Origin of the sequence: Flavobacterium luteolum, from assembly GCF_027111275.1 — a bacterium.
Taxonomy (GTDB): domain Bacteria; phylum Bacteroidota; class Bacteroidia; order Flavobacteriales; family Flavobacteriaceae; genus Flavobacterium; species Flavobacterium luteolum.
The window spans coordinates 1,718,040-1,736,332 of sequence record NZ_CP114286.1 but is presented as its reverse complement, the minus strand read 5'-3'; the positions used below and the strand labels follow the sequence as shown (position 1 = coordinate 1,736,332).

The following is an 18,293-nucleotide window of genomic DNA, read 5'->3' as shown; positions in this document are numbered from 1 at the left end:
TTGGTTAAGTTGTTAATTTTTAACGTTTTAAATAAATAAAAAATGTACGGTAAAATAAAAGAACATCTGCAGAAAGAATTGCAGACGATTGAAGAAAATGGAATTTTCAAAAAAGAGAGAATTATTACTTCTCCTCAAGGCGCTGAAATCACAATTTCGACAGGAGAGACAGTGTTGAACTTTTGTGCGAATAATTATTTAGGACTTTCTTCGCATCCAGAAGTGGTCCAAGCGGCTAAAGACGCAATGGATACACATGGTTTTGGAATGTCGTCTGTACGTTTTATCTGCGGAACACAAGATATTCATAAAACATTAGAGAAAAAGATTGCTGATTTTTATGGCACGGAAGATACTATTTTGTATGCGGCTGCATTTGATGCTAATGGAGGTGTGTTTGAGCCTTTGTTAGGTGAAAATGATGCAATTATTTCAGACAGTTTAAATCACGCTTCTATTATTGATGGGGTACGTTTGTGTAAAGCGGCTCGATATCGTTATGAAAATAATAATATGGAAGATCTAGAGCAGCAGTTGATAAAAGCAAATGAAGCAGGAGCTCGTTTTAAATTGATTGTAACTGATGGGGTTTTCTCCATGGATGGATTAGTTGCACCATTAGATAAAATTTGTGACTTGGCTGATAAATATGATGCGATGGTAATGGTAGACGAGTGTCATGCGGCTGGTTTTATCGGAGCGACTGGAAAAGGAACTCTTGAAGCAAAAGGAGTAATGGGAAGAGTGGATATCATTACAGGAACTCTTGGAAAAGCTTTAGGTGGAGCCATGGGTGGATATACTACTGCGAAAAAAGAAATAATCGAATTGTTGCGCCAAAGATCAAGGCCTTATTTGTTTTCAAATTCGTTGGCACCAGCAATTGTTGGGGCTTCAATTAAAGTATTTGAATTATTAGAAAAAGATACAACGCTTCGTGATAAATTAGAGTGGAATACCAACTACTTTAAAGACGGTATGAAAAAAGCAGGTTTTGATATTATTGATGGAGATTCTGCAATTGTTCCTGTTATGCTGTATGATGCAAAATTATCTCAGACAATGGCTAACGAACTTTTGAAACAGGGAATTTACGTTATTGGGTTTTTCTTTCCTGTGGTTCCAAAAGACAAAGCGAGAATACGTGTACAGCTATCTGCGGCCCATGAAAAAGAGCACTTGGATAAAGCTATATATGCCTTTACAGTTGTCGGTAAAATGTTAAAAGTTATATAATTACCACTTCCGTTAAATTTTTGTAGGTTTTTTTTAACATTTCATTTTGTATTTAAAAAATTTGGTGTTACTTTTGCTTGTAATTAACTAAATTGTAATTAAAAAAATTAAGTATGAAACATCTTAACAAACTTTTAGTTGCTGTATTGATGGCGATGGGTTTAAGTTCTCACGCGCAAGACAGTAACAATCCATGGGCGATCTCTTTCGGGGTTAATGCTGTGGATACTAGAACAAGTTCAGGTTCAGGAAGTGGATTTTTCGATCAGCACTTCTCTCAACCATTCGCTGTAAAAGACAACTGGAATATTCTTCCTTCTCTATCTTACATTGGAGTAAATAGATATGTTGGTCATGGTTTCTCAGTTGGTTTACAAGGTTCTGTGAACAAAATTGATAAATTTGTTACTTTTGATCCAAGTAATCCTGCTCATGATGGTAGAGGTAACGTAGTAACTAATCCTGGGGATTTAATGTATTATGGAATTGATGCTACTATCAAATACAGCTTCCAAGAATTAATCAAATCTAAAGTGGTTGATCCTTCGTTATCTGTTGGTGGAGGTTATACTTTCTTCGGAGATAACAGTTTTGGAACTGTTAACCCAGGTGCTGGTATCACATTCTGGTTTACAGATGCTATTGGTTTAGAGTTAGCTACAAAGTACAAATGGGCTGTTGCTGCTAATGAAGATAAAACTTATGACAGATCTGTTTTTCAACACACAGCTGGTTTAGTTTTCAAATTCGGAGGTAAAGATACTGACGGAGACGGAATCTACGATAAAGATGATGCTTGTCCAGATGTTGCTGGTTTAAAACAATTCAACGGATGTCCTGATACTGACGGTGACGGAATCGTTGATGCTTCTGACGCTTGTCCAGATGTATTTGGTTTAGCTGCATTAAACGGATGTCCTGATACTGACGGAGACGGAATCGCTGATAAAGATGACGCTTGTCCAGATGTTGCTGGTTTAGCTGCTTTAAAAGGTTGTCCTGATACTGACGGTGACGGAATCGCTGATAAAGACGATAAATGTCCTACAGTTGCTGGTCCTAAAGAAAATGGTGGTTGCCCATTCTTAGATGCTGATAAAGATGGTGTTGCTGACAAAGATGACGACTGTCCTACAGTTGCAGGTCCTGCTAGTAACAGAGGATGTCCAGAAGTAACTTCTGAGGCTTTAGAAGATCTTAAAGTTCAAGCTAGAGCAATCTACTTCAACTCAGGAAAAGCTACTTTCAAAACTGGTGACAAAGAAACTCCAGCTAGATTAGATGCAATTAAAGAAATCCTTAAAAACTATCCAAACGCGAAATTCTCTATCGAAGGACACACAGATAGTACAGGTTCTGCTAAAATCAACGATAAACTTTCTCAAGAAAGAGCTGACGCTGTGAAAAATGCTTTAATCGAAAGAGGTGTTAATCCAGAAAACTTAGAAGCTAAAGGATTTGGATCTTCTAAACCAGTTGCAAGTAACAAAACTGCTGCAGGTAAAGCACAAAACAGAAGAACTGAAATTAGACACATTGGTTCTAAATACCAAGGAAAACTATAATTTTAGTTTCTAAATAAAAAGGAAAAGCCATTCTTAATTGAATGGCTTTTTTTATTTTTATACTATGGTAAATGATTCTTTTCTTCAAAAAATTGCCTCTATCGTAATTCAGGATTATGTAGGGGAACTTTCAGAAATAACTATAATTCTTCCTAATAAAAGGGCAAAAGTTTTCTTGATTGAAGCGCTTAAAAATGCAACTTCAAAAACTATAATTGCGCCACAGATTACTAGTATAGAAGATTTTGTTCAAGATGTCGCGTCAATTCGTTCTATTGATTCGATCGAGCTTTTGTTCGAATTCTATGAGGTATATTTATCCATTACAGAAAAAAATAACCAGCAGTCATTTGAGTTGTTTGCAAATTGGGCTAAAACCCTTTTGCAGGATTTTAATGAAATTGACCGATATCTTTTAGATCCTTCACATGTATTATCTTATCTAAAAGATATTGAAGATATAAAAAGATGGGGGCTTGAAGTGGATCAAAAAACAAAGCTTTTAGAGAATTATATTGATTTCTGGAAATTACTCCCGATTTATTATGAGTCTTTATATAATCATTTACTGTTCAAATCGATTGGATATCAAGGGCTGATTTATCGAGAAGCGGTAAATAACCTGAATCATTTTTCAAATACAATCGGAAATCGCACTTTTATTTTTGCTGGATTCAATGCTTTGAATGCTGCTGAAGAAAAAATTGTGCAACATTTATTGGCGCTAGATCAAGCAAAAATTTATTGGGATGCAGATCAGTCATTTCTAAATGATCCGTATCACGATGCGGGGCTCTTTTTAAGGCGTTTTAAAGAAAGCTGGAAACATTATAAGTCAAATGTTTTTGAGTGGATCGTTGATGATTTTTCAGAGCCAAAAAACATTCAGGTTATTGGAACTCCTAAAACAATTGGACAAGCTAAATTGGCTGGCAGTATAATTGAAAATTTAATCGATCAAAATCCTGATGCTGCTTTAGATAAAGTTGCAGTTGTGCTTGGCGAGGAAAACTTATTAGTTCCGGTTTTGTATTCGCTTCCTGCTTCAGTTGGAGCGCTAAATATTACAATGGGATATTCGGGAAAGAATAATCCTTCGCAGATTTTTGTTGCTAAATTATTTAAAATGCATACCAATGCACTTTCCAGAAAAGGCGGAAGTTATGTTTTTTACTATAAAGATGTTCTTGATATTTTAACGCATCCTTTGGTTGAGCCTTATGCAAATGCACAAAGGTTGGTAAGAATTATTAAAGAGAATAATTATACGTTTATTACGCATCATAAAATTCTGGAACTTCATCCGGAACCTTCGAATTTTTTTAATTTATTATTTGAAAAATGGGAGAGTGGATCTATTGCAGTTTTAAAGAATATTTCGGCTTTACTAATTGTGATAAAGGAACATTTTAGTAATGATAATGAAGAAGAAAAAATTGCCAAAACTTTTGTTTATGGCGTTTTTAAGGTAATTAATAAGCTAATAAATTATTATTCAAAACATCATCATATTGATAATATTGATACACTGCATTCAATTTATAAGCAAATTATAGATTTGGCAGAAGTGTCTTTTGAGGGTGAACCGTTAAGGGGTTTGCAGATTATGGGAGTTTTAGAGAGTCGTGTTTTAGATTTTGAAACGGTGATTATAACTTCTATGAACGAAGGGAAATTTCCTGCTGGAAAATCTCAGAATTCATTTATTCCCTATGATGTTAAAAGAGAGTTGGGACTTCCAACATTTAAAGAAAAAGATGCGATTTATACGTATCACTTTTATCATTTGCTTCAAAGAGCAAAAAATATTTATTTGATTTATAATACAGAAAATGACGGATTGGATGCTGGTGAAAGAAGCCGTTTTATTACGCAGTTAGAAGTTGAAAAAAAATCACGTCATAATCTTACTTTTGATATCTATAATCCAGAATTGCCAAATACAGCATACGAACCAATCTCTGTTCCTAAATCTGATTTGGTAATGGAACGGTTGAAAGAAATTGCCGTTAATGGCTTTTCGCCGTCTGCATTGACTAGTTATATTAGAAATCCGATTGAGTTTTATTTTCAAAAAATATTAAGAATTCGTGAAGTGGAAGAGGTTGAAGAAAATATAGCCTTGAATACTTTGGGGACGATTATTCATGAAACTTTAAAAGCGCTATACGAACCTTTTATAGGGAAATTTATTTCGGAGACGGATCTTCTCAATTGTTTCAAATTATTGGATGACGAAGTTTTAAAGCAATTTAAACTAGTTTACAAGGAAGGAGAAATCAAAAAAGGACGAAATCTTCTGGCTTTTGAAGTAGCAAAACGAAACGTTTCTAATTTTTTGAAAATGGAATTAGAGTTTATAAAGAATAATGAAGCAATTCAGATTATTGCATTAGAACAAACTTTTGAGCGCGAGTTTGTTCATCCGAAACTGCCATTTCCTGTTTTGATTAAAGGAAATGTCGATCGTATTGAACGCCGAGACGGAAGAATTAGAATTATTGATTATAAGACAGGAAAAGTTGAGAAAGCTAATGTTATCTTGAAAACATGGAGCGGATTGACTCAAGAGCTTAAAAATGATAAAATAATTCAAGTTTTAGCGTATGCCTATATGTTTGAAAGAGAAGCAGGCGGACTTCCAATTGAAGTTGGTATTATTTCATTCAAAAACTTAAAATCTGGTTTTTTACCTTTTGGTTTTAAAGAAGAAAAAGATTTAAATATTGTAGTAACGCCCGAGATATTGAGTTCTTACTTAGAAGAAATTGCCAATTTGCTCAGTGAAATTTTTGACAGTAATATCCCTTTTGAGGAGAGAGTATAATTCAGCTTTCTTGTAAATTAAATTTAACTGCAGATAGTCAATAAATAAAAAGGACTCGTTTAACGAGTCCTTTTTATTTATCAGTTTTTTAGCTGAATATTTTTTTGAAAAAACCTTTTTTAGATTTTTCTTCAGAAGTTGTATTGTTAATATGTCCGTTTTCAATACGAAATCTTCTAAACCTTTCTAGTTTTACATTTAAGTCAAAGCGTAATTCGTCAACAGTTTTCATTTTTATAAATTTTTTTGCAAAGCTATAGAAAAACTTTTGCCAAATGCAACAATCTGCAAATGTTAATTTTAGAAATGAATTTTATAAAGTAAAATGTTATGTTTTTGATGTTATTTGATTTTAATGTTAATTTTTTTTGCATTTTTTTTGCAAAAAAACAGGTTTGATTAAGTGATAAATAAAAGTGACTCAATACGTTATACAGCAACTTTTTTTAACAAGTGTTTATCGCACAATTACCAATATTAAAATATCTTTGACGCTCCAAAAACATGACAATAAAAGAATATGATTGATTTGCAAACACTAGTAGAAGAGACTGGCGCAGAGTCTGGGCTAAGTTTTAATATTGATGGAATTTTAAACGAGTCTGTTAATTTAGAATACGACGGTAACGTTGCTGCAATGATCGGAATGATTTTAAAGATGTGCCTTGAAATGTCGGAAGACGTTAATAATGGAGATCTTAAACAAGTAATGATCAAGAATAACGACGGAATTGTCGTGGCAAGCAAAAATCAAGATGATAATTGTATTGCGTTGCTTTCTAAAGATTTAAGTAAAATGGGATTATTGCTGAGAAGAATGGATTCTATTTTTAACAACTAATTTAAAAACCAAATATTTTAATAAACATGTCAGATTTTTTACAAAATTTTCAAAACGATTTAAAAGAGAATATTAACGGATTTATTGCTGTTTCTGTTACAGAAGTAGAAACAGGAATGTCTTACTGTTCGTTGACCGTAAAATCGGATTTTGATCCAGAATTGGCTTCGGCTTATAATTTAGAAGTAGTAAAAGCTAAATTAAATGCCATTAAAGCTTTAGGATTAGATCAAAAAATTAATGATATTTTAATTACCCTTACCGATCAGATTCATATTATTGATGTTTCTGAAGACGGAAGATACTTTATCTACTTAGCGGTAGATTCGACTAAAGCAAATCTTGGTTTAACAAGAGCGACTTTATCTAAATACAAAAAAGATATTACTTCAAAGTTATAACGATATTTTGCCCCCAAGAATGAGAAAAAGGCTGTTTCAACCCTAGGTTAGAAATGGCCTTTTTCGATTTTTATACTTAGTTTTTATTCAAAGAAATGTTGTAGTACTGTTTTTAATTCTGTTTTGTTTTCAATCTGACTCATATGTCCATCCTCAAAAGAAACTAATTCTGCAGTTGTGTCTTCAATTTGCAAAAGACTTTCTTCGTAGTTCAAGACAGGATCTTTTTTTCCTAAAATTAATAAAACTGGAAAACGGTTTTCTTTTAAAAGCCACTCTCTGTCTTTTCTAATCTTCATTCCTTCTTGAGAGGCTATAATTCCTTGTAAAGGAGTTTTTAAGGCTTCTGTTTTTACTTTTTCGATTTCTTCAGCCAGTCGTGTCCTATTATTTTCGCTGAATAAATTTGCTATTGCTAAGCTCACAAAGCTCACATAGTTTTGTTTTACGGCTTTAATTGCACGAGTTCTGTTTAGTTTTTTTTCGGCACTGTCTTCTTTTGAAGTTGAATTTAATAAAACTAATTTTTGGATTTTCTGCGGATACAATTCGGCGAAAGCCAAACCAACATAACCACCCATTGAATGTCCAAGAATTGTTGCTTTTTCAATTTTTAAGTGTTCTAAGACTTCGTTTACTGCATTTGCATTATCTTCCATTTCGTGAACATAACCTAATGGTTCAGATTCGCCGTGACCTAATAGATCGATTGTGACCACACGATATTTTTCTGAGAAAAAATCAACATAATCTTTCCACATTTTTTTGTTTTCCAGAAAGCCATGAAGTAAGATAATTGCGTTTCCTTTTCCAGTGTCAGAAAAAGATATTTTTGTGTTTTTGTATAAAGTATAACTCAAAATGGAAATTTTAAATAGCAAAAATACGCTATTTTATTAGCCATATGAAATACAGAATAAATTTTAACTGAGAGATATTCTGGGATTCTCTTAAAGAGGCATAAGCTCTTTTCATTTGCGTTTTTACAGTATTTACTGAAATGTTGTTGTCTTCTGCAATTTCCTGATAGCTTAATCCCTCAACAACATGCGATATGAAAATTTCTCTTCTAGATTGTGGAATCTTGTCAATTAGGGTTTGAATTTTTGGTTTCTTGTCCTCTTCTATATTTTCAAATGCTGTTGGCTCTTCAGATTTCGGTGTTGCTATTTTGGTGTTTTGCAGGCTAATTGTTTTGTTCTTTTCTAAATATTGCAGGCTTAAATTTTTTATAGCTTTTGTCCCATAGGCTTTAAATGAAATAGTGAAATTAAGAGTCTCCTCTTTTTCCCAGAGATAGGTAAAAAAATCCTGAACAATGTCTTTTGCTGCATCTTTATCCTTTACAATGTTAAACGAAACCAATGAAAAAAAGATAAAATGGTCTTTGTATAAGGCTTCAAATGTTTTAAAATCTTTATAATTCGGCATCTCCAAATGTCATTTATTTGTTTGTAATGGATTACATAATGCCAAATGTAAAATAAAAAGTTATTTATTTTTAATAATGTGTAAAAAAAATCAAAAAATATTGATTTGTTGTCACCCTAAAAATCTTTTTCTCTAACATGATAAAAACCACTATATAAAAAACAATGACTTTAAATCCAAAATTGATTAATGTCCTAAGACAAATAAAGTCTGAAGGAAAGTATGATGCTTCTAAAATAGCATCTTTATCTCCTGAAGAACGGGAGTTGATAGAAAATCTTCAAAGTAATGGTTTACTAGAGGAAGCATTAATGTATGCAGAATCGATAGATACAGATAAAAGTTGGGAAGAATTAAAGGAAAAATTAGATGTTGATAAAAAGATATTTGTAATTGATTGGAGAAAAATTTTTCAATATGCCGCAGTTTTCATTTGTCTGATAGGTTTAGTTTATGTTTTTCAATATAAAAATGATAAGCAAAAAAACACTATCCCTTCAGATGCCGTTCAGCTGGTTTTAGAAAATGGAGATATTCAGGTTTTAAATCCTAATGGAGAACAGCAGATCATTAAGAAAAATGGAGAAGTGGTTGCTTCTCAAAAAGAGAATGAAATCAATTATCGTTCGGCTAAATCAATTAATAAATTGGTTTATAATGAAATAAAAATTCCTTATGGTAAAACCTTTAAAATAGAGTTGTCAGATGGAACGTCGATAAATATGAACGCTGGTTCTTCTTTGAAATATCCAGTTCAGTTTATAAAAGGACATAATAGAGAAGTTGTTCTGGATGGAGAAGCTTTTTTTGATGTTGCAAAAGACAAAGCGCATCCATTTATTGTGAAAACAAGAGGAGTTAATGTAAAAGTTTTAGGAACAAAATTTAATGTGAGTTCATACAAAGAAGATAAAGATATTAATACAGTATTGGTTGAAGGTTCGGTTAATTTAGCTGATTCTCATAATGCAAAAAGTAACACAATACTGGTACCTGGCGAAAAAGGATCTTGGAGTGATGAAAAAGCGGAGATAGCTGTGGAGAAAGTCGATACTCGTTTTTACACAGAATGGATAAACGGGGAAATAGTTTTTAGAAAAACAGCTTTTAAGGATATCATAGTAAAGTTAGAACGTACTTACAACGTTACAATTGAGAATAATAGAACGGATATTTTAGATAAAAAATTTAATGCCAGTTTTAATAAGAATATCGAAAGTATAGAAAAGGTATTAGAAACAATGAGTAAAATTCAAGGCTTTACTTATAAGAAAGAAGGAAAGCTTATAAAAATAAACTAACTATTTATTAACCAACCAAAAAGAAAACAAATTATGAAGAGGATGTAATTTTTTAAGAAATACAAAAAAGTAAAATCGGAAAATACTACCAATATTTCCCGATTTAAGTGTTTCAAACGACGTATCGAAATTAAATCATTTAAAATCAATCCAAAATTATGAAAAAAATAATTAAGAGGAATTGGCTTAGTCCTTATTTGCCTAAAATTAGTCTAAGAATGAAATTAACCACATTATTACTGATGCTTTCTTTGATGAGAATTCAAGCAAGTGTCTATTCACAAAATACAAAGTTGACATTAAACATAAAGAATGCTCCAGTCGAGAAACTGTTTAATAAAGTAGAGTCTATCTCAGAATACAGATTTCTTTTTGAAAGCAGTATAATTGACTTAAACAGAAAAGTGACAGTTAATGTAAAGAAAACAGGAATTAACGAAATACTGGAAGAGGTATTTAAAGGAACCGATATTTCTTATAGCATAAATGATCGCCAGATTATTTTGGTAAAGAAAAAACAGCAAGTACATCTTCTGCAAAAGAGTACAGCACCAAAGGTTGTAATGGAGCAAGGTATTGAAATTACAGGAGTTGTGGCCGATTCTAAAAATATGCCGGTACCAGGAGCAAATGTTATTGAAAAGGGAACTAATAATGGAGTACAAACCGACTTAGACGGAAAGTTTACCATTCGAGTAAATGGAACAAATAGTGTTCTCGTTTTTTCTTTTATCGGATTTGAAAATAAAGAAGTAACGGTTGGTCAAAGCAAGTCTTTGAATGTGATTTTAAATGAGCAAAATTCGGCACTAAATGAAGTGGTAATTGTGGGTTACGGAGCTGTGAAGAAAAAAGATTTGACAGGAGCCGTAGCAACAGTAAAATCAACAGATATTGTTTTGAGTCCAGTTTTAAGTCCAATGGAAGCGCTTCAAGGACGAGTTTCTGGTTTGGATATTCAACGCGGATCTGGACAAGCAGGAACTTCGCCAAAAGTTTTGTTAAGAGGAAACCGATCTTTGACAGCTAGCCAGGATCCGTTATATATTATTGATGGAATTCCTTCAAGCATCGATAATTTGAATCCAAATGATATTGAAAGTATTGATGTTTTAAAAGATGCTTCATCAACTGCAATTTATGGTTCTTCGGGAGCCAACGGTGTTATTATTGTTACTACTAAAAAGGCAAAAGCAGGAAAAACGCAAATTGACTTCAATACTTATTTCGGATTAAATGGTTTCTCTTCTTTTCCTGCTCCACTTACGGGAGACAAATGGCTAAATTACAAACGCGACCGATTTTATTTAGACAATGGTTATGAGGCTACAAGTCTAACCGATTTAGGTTTAAACGCATCTGCCGTAGCTGCGATCGAAAAAGGACAGTATGTAAACTGGATCGATAAAACTTTGCAGGTAGGAACACAGCAAAACCATAATCTTTTTATGAGAGGTGGATCTGAAAAAGTACAGGGCTATTTTTCTTTAGGATATGTAGGTGAAGAAGGAATCTATCAAAACGATAAGGTAAACAGTTTTAATTCTAGAGGAGGAGTTGATCTTAAATTCAGCGATAAATTTAAAACAGGTTTTCAGCTGATTTTAAACTATCGTAAAAACAGCACAACCAACAGTAGAATTAATAAGGCGTATAGCGTTTATCCTTTAGGAGTGCCTTTTGATGAAAATGGCGTTGTAAATCTTTATCCGATAGAAGGAGATCCTAACAACATTAGTATTCTGGCTAATAATTATCCAGGGGCATTTGCTAATGAATCGTTAAGTTATAATGTACAGTTTAACCCTTATTTGGAGTTTGAATTTGCTAAAAATTTTAAGTTAAGATCTAATTTAGGAACTCGATTTTCAGCAAGCAGAGCAGGGACTTTTCAAAATAAAAATTCATACAATTTATTAGCAGAAGGTAGAACTGCAAGTGAAGCCACTTATAATAATGAGTTAGCCTATAGCTATATTTGGGAAAATATCCTGAACTATAATTTTAAGCTTGGTAAAGATCATGATTTTGGTTTGACAGGAATTACTTCTTGGGCAGATAACAGATCTGAAGGAGCCTATTTAGGCGGTAATGGAATTGATTACGATGACTTTCAGTTCTATAATATGGGCGCTGTAAAAAATCTAACTACAAGAATGAATACTTACAGTCAGTTTAACAGAATGTCATTTGCCGGACGTTTTAATTATAGTTTTAAAGGAAAATATTTGTTTCAGTTAACCAATCGCTGGGACGGAGTTTCTCCTTTGGCAGAAGGTAACAAATGGGCATCTTTCCCATCTGCATCTTTAGCTTGGCGTATTAGTGATGAAAGTTTTATGCAAGGAACGAGTTCATGGCTGAATAATTTAAAACTGAGATTAGGTTATGGCGTTTCTGGATCGGCAAATATTGATCCATATTCGAGTTTAACGCGAACAGCAACCAAAACAAGCAATCTTTCTCTTGGCGGCGGAACAGCTTTGCCTATGTATGTGCCTACTGAGCATATTTCAAATCCGGATTTAACTTGGGAGCGTTCTACAAATACAAACTTAGGTTTAGATGTTTCTGTTTTGCAAAATAGAATTGATTTGGTAGCCGAATATTATTGGACGAATACAGATGGTATTTTATGGGATCGCCGTCTGCCAACCAGTTCAGGGGGTTACGATGCTAAAACGCCGTATAAGAAAACTTCTAATATTGCAACTTCTGAAAACAGAGGTTTTGAACTTTCGATAAATACTAAAAATATTGATACTGAAAATTTCAAATGGAATACGACATTCACATATACACATGCTCAAGAAAAACTGACCAATATTGATTTGGGGAATTTAACAGTGAATGAACTAATTTCTGAAGGACTTTTTATCGGACAAACGCCAGCATCAGGAGGAGTATTTTATGATTATAAAAAAATAGGAATCTGGCAATTAGGACAAGAGACAGAAGCTGCTTTGTATGGTGCTAAGCCTGGAGATATAAAACTGCAGACAGTACCACAAGTTGATGCTAACGGAGTATCAGATATTGGAGTGCATGTTTATTCTACAAAAGATAGAATGATTGTTGGCAATAATGTTCCAGATTATTTCTTTGGTTTCCAAAATACATTCAAGTATAAGAATTTTGATTTTACCGTATTTGTAAACGGAAGACAAGGCGGTATGATGCGCGCTCAGGTACTTGGATACTGGAATAAAGAAGCGCAGCCAGAAACCTATAGCTACTGGACAAAAGATAATCCGACAAACGATTTTCCTAGACCAGGCGGTAGTTTTAATACGCAATTTCAATCGGCATTAGAGCTTGTAGATGCATCTTATATCAAAATCAAAAATATTACACTTGGATATTCTATGCCCGAAGATTTTCTTAAAAAAACAGGTCTGAAAAATATGAGACTCTATATAACATCTTATAATCCTTTTGTTTTTAGTCGTAGCCATTTATTGAAAGATGTAGATCCAGAAAGCGGAGGATCAGATTCATTCCCATTGTTTAAACAAGTTATTTTCGGTCTCAATTTATCATTATAATATCATGAAAAAATATATAAACTTAAAATCGGTAATTGTCTTCATGTCTTTTATGGTTGGTTTGCAATCATGCAGTTTAGACGAAAAAAACCTTACCACGGTTTCTCTAGATAAATCCTACAGTGAAAGACCAGGATTTGAAGGATTAATCAATAGCTGTTATGAAAATTTGTATTTCCTTCACGGAAAAGTAGATTATATTGCGCCCACAGAAGCTGGAACAGATTCTTGGGAAAATGTAAGCACTAGCGGAATTGGTTATGCGCAATACACCAGTCAGTTAAATCCAGATGACGGAAACATTAAAGTAATTTGGGGTACAGCTTATACGACAATAAATCTTTGCAACACAGCTATTTATTATTCAAAAAATGTTAAAGGATATTCTTCTACAGAGGAACTGAATGCCAAATTGGCCGAAGCTTATTTTTTAAGAGCTTTTAGTAATTTCATACTAGTAGAACAATTTGGCGGTGTAGTTTTAAGAACACAATCGTCAATTATTGAAGGAGCAGATAATGCACCAGTTCGCAGTTCTGAAAAAGAGTTTTACGATTTAATTATTGAGGATTTAAAATTTGCCTGTGCCAATCTTCCATTACAGCAAACTCTACAAGGACGTGCGGCTAAAAAGGCAGCTTATGGTTTATTGGCAAAAGTGTATCTGCAGAGAACAAGATTAGGAGAGGTTTCAGATTATGCTAAACTAGCTTTGCAAACTGCAGAAGAATTAATCAATAACGCAGCAAAATACAATACAGCTCTGTATTTAAGTGATAATACTAAATCAGGATTTAGCAAATTGTGGGATGGCAATAATAATAAGAAAAACACAGAATTTTTATTTACACAAGGAATTGATCCCGGAGGTTTAAATCCAGAAGGTTTCAACAGAGGAAGAACAAGACAGTATTATTTGCCAGATTTAGCAACTAGAGGTGCCGAGTGGGGAGCTGGAGCAACCAGTATTTTATACGGAAGAGCCAATAGCCGTATGCTAAAACCTAGTAAATATTTATTGATAGAGGTTTTTTCTCCAGTAGAATCGCCAGCAGATACTCGTTTTGCAGAAACATTCACCTATAAATTTTACGCTGCAGCCAATAAGCCAATTACACAGACAATGGCGACTACCTATAAAAAAGATCCTTCTGTGGTAGGTTATACAATTAAAAATACCTTGGCTCAGGCAGTACCATCAGTTAATTTTTATTCTCAAAAAATTGAAGAACAAATTAATATGAATAATGATGAAGGTTTGGCTGTTTTTACTCCAAATTGGAATATTGATCCTGTTGTTAAGAGCAAAATGCCAATGCTTGTTGTTGATCCTAGCGATATTTTTGAGCCTGGAACCAATAAATACAAAGATCCAGCAATGTATCCAAATGACCCGAATCTTATTAATATGTTTCCGGCTATGCGAAAATTCTCTGCAGCGTTATATTGTCAAAGCAATCAGTATTGGCTAGGTGATATTCCCATTATTCGTTTGGGAGAAGTGTATTTGATTGCCGCAGAAGCAGCTATCTTAAACAGTGATCAAACAAAAGCTTTAACATACGTAAATGCTTTGAGAAAAAGAGCTGCTTTAACTTCTAGAGAAAATGAAATGTTAGTATCAAGCGGGCAGATGAATATCGATTTTATTTTGAAAGAAAGAGCAAGAGAATTATCTGGCGAACATACAAGATGGATTGATTTAAAACGTACAGGAAAATTGACTAAAACCTATTTAGATCAGACAAACCCAATTGCGGGAACAAATTTTGTTGACGGTAAACATACAGTTAGACCAATTCCGAGATCATTTTTGGATGCAATTTCAAATTCCAAAGAATTTGGCAATAACGGTTATTAGAGCACTTTTGGTTAGGTGTTTGGGGCAGTTCGAAAGAGCTGCCCTTCTTTTTTATAATATAGAATGGCTTTCGTTTCTGAAAGCCATTCTATATTAAAATCTATTATCACCATCCAAAAGATTTCCTAATCCGCCAAGAAGACTTCCTTCTTCACGGCTGTTTCCGCCTGATCTTGGTGCCGATGCAATAATACGATCGGCTAATCTAGAGAACGGCAGCGATTGTATGTAAACCGTTCCTGGACCTTTTAATGTGGCATAAAATAATCCTTCGCCACCAAAAATAGAATTCTTGATGCCGCCAATAAATTCAATATCATAATCGACATCTTTGGTAAAACCAATAATACAACCTGTATCTACTTTTAGAACTTCGCCATGACCCAAAACTTTTTTGGCCATTGTTCCGCCAGAATGTACAAATGCAATTCCGTCTCCTTCAATTTTCTGCATGATAAAACCTTCACCGCCAAATAAACCGCGTCCTAATTTCTGCGAGAATTCTATTCCGACAGAAACGCCTTTGGCAGCACATAAAAAAGAACTTTTTTGACAGATAAATTTGCCTTGAAATTCTGTTAAATCAATCGGAAGGATTTTTCCAGGATAAGGCGATGCAAATGAAACTTTGCTTTTAGTATTGCCTTGGTTTAAAAATGCCGTCATAAATAAACTTTCGCCAGTAAGAACTCTTTTTCCTGCATTTAAAAGTTTGCCAAATAAACCAGAACCTTGTTGCTGAGAACCATCTCCAAATATGGTTTCCATCTGGATATTGTTTTCCATCATCATAAAACTGCCAGCTTCGGCAATTACAATTTCCTGCGGGTCTAGTTCTATTTCGACATATTGCATTTCTTCCCCAAAAATCTGATAATCTATTTCGTGTGCTTGCATGATTTCTTAGTTATTTGTTTTTAAAATTAGACTCTTGATCCTTTAAAATGTTACACTTTTTTGCGTACTTCAACTGTTTTTAAGAACATTAACAGTTTTTGTTATTTTAAATTAGTCTTAATTATGTGTTTAATTACTTTAAATTCTATATTTTTGCACCGTTATTATATTTTATCAGAATGGCATTAGTTAGTGATTTGACCACCAAAGTATTATTTGAAACCGAAAAAGGATACAGTTATCAATGTGATTTGACCAATAGTATAATTATCAATTTTGTTGATACAGTGTCAAGTTATAAAATTCAGGATTTTTTGATTTTTCAAAGAAAGGTTAATAGCGTTGACATTCTTAACATGCTTTATGACTTGTCTGACCAGTCAGATGCGCAGCTGATTGAAACTACCAAAAGAAATTTCTCTAGAAATCTTACTATCTGCGAAATAGTGCAGTTAAGAGATTTATTAAACGGAACAAAATTTACTCTTACATTGCATTCTATGCTTTGCAGTGTAGCGAATGTTGAGCTTATTTAGATTCTTACTTAGATTAAATCCAAATTTTCAAGCAGTTACAGATGCTTCCTTTAATTTTTGTAATTTTACACGTATAAAAATTAAAGGTTATGAAAGATTTACTAAGAACACGTACTTCATTAACTGAAGGTGTAGAAAATATATTGAATTTACAGGCAAAATTAGAAAGTGATGCTTCTAACAAATATCTAGCTATGGCAGCATGGTTAGATAGAAACGGATATGCTAATACAGCATCTTACTTGTACAAGCAAGCTGAAGAAGAAAGAGAGCATTTTCTAAAAATTTTCAAATTCATTACAGATATGGGAGGGATTGCAGTTACGCCATCTGTTCCAGAGGTGCAGCAAGAATTTGCTTCTTTTAGAGAAGTATTCGAAATTGCTTTGCAAAACGAAATTGCAGTTACTCAGGCAATCAATAAAGTGATTGCAAAATGTAGAGCTGAAAATGATTATGCTACAGAAGATTTTATGATGTGGTATGTAGCTGAACAAAGAGAAGAAGAGAAAAACGCAAGAAGAGCTTTAGAGCTTTTTGACCTAATCAACGGAAATGAAGCTGATGGCAAATTCCAATTGGATGTTCAGATTTCAAAAATCGGATAAATAAACGATTTATATAATTTAAAAAGGAGCTGTCTCAAAAAGATAGCTCCTTTTTTGTAAGCTTCGGAGAAGCGAAATATTTATAGCTAAGAATGTTTTTTACAATATAAAGCTCCGGAGGAGCGACATATATTAAATTACACAAAAAAATGTCGCTCCTCCGGAGCTTTTTTATTTGTCTTATTGAAATTCTATAAATATTTTACCCCGCTGGGGTCTGCTGATGGAATAATTTTATAAATGTTTCACTCCTCTGGGTTTTTTGCAAATAGAATAAATTTTATAAATATTTCGTCCAGCAAAAAAGCTGTCCTTTTGAGACAGCTTTTTTTAAATTTTTATGATTTTAAAAAGGAATTAATATCCGAGAAATACTTTTCTCTGGCATCAAGCCATCCATAATGTTTAGAATGTTCTAATAAAATCAATTTTGAATTAGGAAAAGTCTGCTTTGCCAATTCTCCAATTTCATTACTGATAATATCCTCTTTTCCTTGAATGATTAAAACGGGATTTTTGAAATCTTTCAGTTTAGCTTTACAGTCAAAATTCATTTTCTGCATATCCGACCATAACAAACCATTAATTGTCGAATTTCCCTGTGTCAATCTTTCAGCAATAATCGGAATAAATTTCTGATCGTAAACATAAGCCGGAGCCATTGCGCGACCACGTCCAAGTCTAGCTTTGTGAGACGTATCGCCTTTTTCTATTTTGTCGTTCCAATAATTCATAGAATCTTTTTCGATTTGAGAAAGATTCGATTCAATCAAATTTGGGCCTTTCAATAAAGATAAATCAACACCGCCAGATGACGATAAAACCAGTTTATTGATGTTATTCGGATAAATTGTCGCGTAATAAGAACCTAACATTCCACCAAAAGAATGCCCGAGAATATTCCATTTTTTAATTTTAAGATGTTTTCTCAACGATTCGATATCATCTGCCATTAAACGCATCGAAATAGTCGTAGTGTCTAATTTTGAAAGTTTCGATTTTCCGGTTCCTCTTTGGTCGTAAATAATCGTTTGCTGGCTTTGACCCAGAACTTTCGCCATATCTTCAAAACCATTACTGTTCATTCCAGGTCCGCCGTTTATAATTAAAAGCGGTTCGCCTTTTCCGAATGTTTTGTAATAGGTTTTACTTCCATCAGTATTTACGGCAAAACCTTCAGTTTGAGCAAAAATATTTGTTGCAATTAATAATAAACCAAAAAGAAAAATCTTTTTCATCAAGAA

Annotated in this window: 15 protein-coding genes; 10 read left to right on the top strand and 5 right to left on the bottom strand. The window is 33.3% G+C overall.

Translation table 11 applies throughout. The features are described from left to right. Positions 1-42: 42 nt before the first annotated feature. The 3 genes from kbl to OZP10_RS07515 all read left to right on the top strand — a co-directional run bounded on the left by kbl (position 43) and on the right by OZP10_RS07515 (position 5,628). Positions 43-1,236, top strand: a complete 1,194-nt coding sequence (gene kbl, locus OZP10_RS07525) for a glycine C-acetyltransferase (RefSeq protein ID WP_281634127.1) — start codon at positions 43-45, stop codon at positions 1,234-1,236. A gap of 113 nt (positions 1,237-1,349) precedes the next feature. Then, positions 1,350-2,801, top strand: a complete 1,452-nt coding sequence (locus tag OZP10_RS07520; protein WP_281634126.1) for an OmpA family protein — start codon at positions 1,350-1,352, stop codon at positions 2,799-2,801. A gap of 64 nt (positions 2,802-2,865) precedes the next feature. Next, entirely contained in the window at positions 2,866-5,628 is a 2,763-nt protein-coding gene (locus OZP10_RS07515) for a PD-(D/E)XK nuclease family protein (RefSeq protein WP_281634125.1), read from the top strand. An 88-nt stretch (positions 5,629-5,716) separates the two neighbouring features. On the opposite strand, the gene OZP10_RS07510 is transcribed toward OZP10_RS07515, so the two are convergent. Then, positions 5,717-5,860, bottom strand: a complete 144-nt coding sequence (locus tag OZP10_RS07510; protein WP_281634124.1) for a hypothetical protein — start codon at positions 5,858-5,860, stop codon at positions 5,717-5,719. 288 nt (positions 5,861-6,148) lie between these two features. Here OZP10_RS07510 and OZP10_RS07505 point away from each other — a divergent pair, with 288 nt between their 5' ends. Both OZP10_RS07505 and OZP10_RS07500 read left to right on the top strand, forming a co-directional pair. Next, positions 6,149-6,469, top strand: coding sequence for a roadblock/LC7 domain-containing protein (locus OZP10_RS07505; RefSeq protein WP_008465282.1), 321 nt, complete (start codon positions 6,149-6,151; stop codon positions 6,467-6,469). A 26-nt stretch (positions 6,470-6,495) separates the two neighbouring features. Next, positions 6,496-6,870, top strand: coding sequence for a hypothetical protein (locus OZP10_RS07500; protein WP_177211786.1), 375 nt, complete (start codon positions 6,496-6,498; stop codon positions 6,868-6,870). An 83-nt stretch (positions 6,871-6,953) separates the two neighbouring features. Here OZP10_RS07500 and OZP10_RS07495 read toward each other — a convergent pair whose 3' ends face one another. Beyond that, the gene (locus tag OZP10_RS07495) at positions 6,954-7,730 is read right to left on the bottom strand and encodes an alpha/beta fold hydrolase (protein WP_281634123.1); all 777 of its coding nucleotides are present in this window, start codon (positions 7,728-7,730) and stop codon (positions 6,954-6,956) included. Between the two features lie 28 nt (positions 7,731-7,758). Beyond that, positions 7,759-8,301 (bottom strand): sigma-70 family RNA polymerase sigma factor, encoded by a 543-nt coding sequence (locus OZP10_RS07490; protein ID WP_281634122.1) that lies wholly within the window; start codon positions 8,299-8,301, stop codon positions 7,759-7,761. A gap of 164 nt (positions 8,302-8,465) precedes the next feature. On the opposite strand from OZP10_RS07490, the gene OZP10_RS07485 reads away from it, so the two are divergent. The 3 genes from OZP10_RS07485 (at position 8,466) to OZP10_RS07475 (ending at position 15,008) form a co-directional block, all read left to right on the top strand. Beyond that, positions 8,466-9,602 (top strand): FecR family protein, encoded by a 1,137-nt coding sequence (locus tag OZP10_RS07485; RefSeq protein ID WP_281634121.1) that lies wholly within the window; start codon positions 8,466-8,468, stop codon positions 9,600-9,602. Between the two features lie 218 nt (positions 9,603-9,820). Continuing rightward, on the top strand, positions 9,821-13,147 hold the full coding sequence (locus OZP10_RS07480; protein WP_281634120.1) for a TonB-dependent receptor: 3,327 nt from the start codon (positions 9,821-9,823) through the stop codon (positions 13,145-13,147). Positions 13,148-13,151: 4 nt separating this feature from the next. After that, positions 13,152-15,008 (top strand): RagB/SusD family nutrient uptake outer membrane protein, encoded by a 1,857-nt coding sequence (locus tag OZP10_RS07475; RefSeq protein WP_281634119.1) that lies wholly within the window; start codon positions 13,152-13,154, stop codon positions 15,006-15,008. A gap of 93 nt (positions 15,009-15,101) precedes the next feature. Here OZP10_RS07475 and OZP10_RS07470 read toward each other — a convergent pair whose 3' ends face one another. After that, on the bottom strand, positions 15,102-15,905 hold the full coding sequence (locus OZP10_RS07470) for a TIGR00266 family protein (RefSeq protein WP_281634118.1): 804 nt from the start codon (positions 15,903-15,905) through the stop codon (positions 15,102-15,104). A 179-nt stretch (positions 15,906-16,084) separates the two neighbouring features. Here OZP10_RS07470 and OZP10_RS07465 point away from each other — a divergent pair, with 179 nt between their 5' ends. Together OZP10_RS07465 and OZP10_RS07460 are read left to right on the top strand one after the other, a co-directional pair. Beyond that, positions 16,085-16,441 carry a hypothetical protein gene (locus OZP10_RS07465; protein ID WP_281634117.1) on the top strand — a complete coding sequence of 119 codons (357 nt, stop codon included), beginning with the start codon at positions 16,085-16,087 and terminating at the stop codon, positions 16,439-16,441. A gap of 89 nt (positions 16,442-16,530) precedes the next feature. Continuing rightward, positions 16,531-17,049: a ferritin gene (locus tag OZP10_RS07460; protein WP_281634116.1), complete on the top strand. Its 519-nt coding sequence runs from the start codon at positions 16,531-16,533 to the stop codon at positions 17,047-17,049. A 338-nt stretch (positions 17,050-17,387) separates the two neighbouring features. Here OZP10_RS07460 and OZP10_RS07455 read toward each other — a convergent pair whose 3' ends face one another. Next, on the bottom strand, positions 17,388-18,287 hold the full coding sequence (locus OZP10_RS07455; protein WP_281634115.1) for an alpha/beta fold hydrolase: 900 nt from the start codon (positions 18,285-18,287) through the stop codon (positions 17,388-17,390). Between the last annotated feature and the right edge of the window lie 6 nt (positions 18,288-18,293).

Coding starts and splice junctions, on each gene's coding strand:
- OZP10_RS07460 (WP_281634116.1), top strand. CDS start 16,531: ATGAAAGATTTACTAAGAACACGTACTTCATTAACTGAAGGTGTAGAA.
- OZP10_RS07470 (WP_281634118.1), bottom strand. CDS start 15,905: ATGCAAGCACACGAAATAGATTATCAGATTTTTGGGGAAGAAATGCAA.
- OZP10_RS07485 (WP_281634121.1), top strand. CDS start 8,466: ATGACTTTAAATCCAAAATTGATTAATGTCCTAAGACAAATAAAGTCT.
- OZP10_RS07515 (WP_281634125.1), top strand. CDS start 2,866: ATGGTAAATGATTCTTTTCTTCAAAAAATTGCCTCTATCGTAATTCAG.
- OZP10_RS07475 (WP_281634119.1), top strand. CDS start 13,152: ATGAAAAAATATATAAACTTAAAATCGGTAATTGTCTTCATGTCTTTT.
- OZP10_RS07510 (WP_281634124.1), bottom strand. CDS start 5,860: ATGAAAACTGTTGACGAATTACGCTTTGACTTAAATGTAAAACTAGAA.
- OZP10_RS07490 (WP_281634122.1), bottom strand. CDS start 8,301: ATGCCGAATTATAAAGATTTTAAAACATTTGAAGCCTTATACAAAGAC.
- OZP10_RS07455 (WP_281634115.1), bottom strand. CDS start 18,287: ATGAAAAAGATTTTTCTTTTTGGTTTATTATTAATTGCAACAAATATT.
- OZP10_RS07465 (WP_281634117.1), top strand. CDS start 16,085: ATGGCATTAGTTAGTGATTTGACCACCAAAGTATTATTTGAAACCGAA.
- OZP10_RS07480 (WP_281634120.1), top strand. CDS start 9,821: ATGAAATTAACCACATTATTACTGATGCTTTCTTTGATGAGAATTCAA.
- OZP10_RS07520 (WP_281634126.1), top strand. CDS start 1,350: ATGAAACATCTTAACAAACTTTTAGTTGCTGTATTGATGGCGATGGGT.
- OZP10_RS07500 (WP_177211786.1), top strand. CDS start 6,496: ATGTCAGATTTTTTACAAAATTTTCAAAACGATTTAAAAGAGAATATT.
- OZP10_RS07505 (WP_008465282.1), top strand. CDS start 6,149: ATGATTGATTTGCAAACACTAGTAGAAGAGACTGGCGCAGAGTCTGGG.
- kbl (WP_281634127.1), top strand. CDS start 43: ATGTACGGTAAAATAAAAGAACATCTGCAGAAAGAATTGCAGACGATT.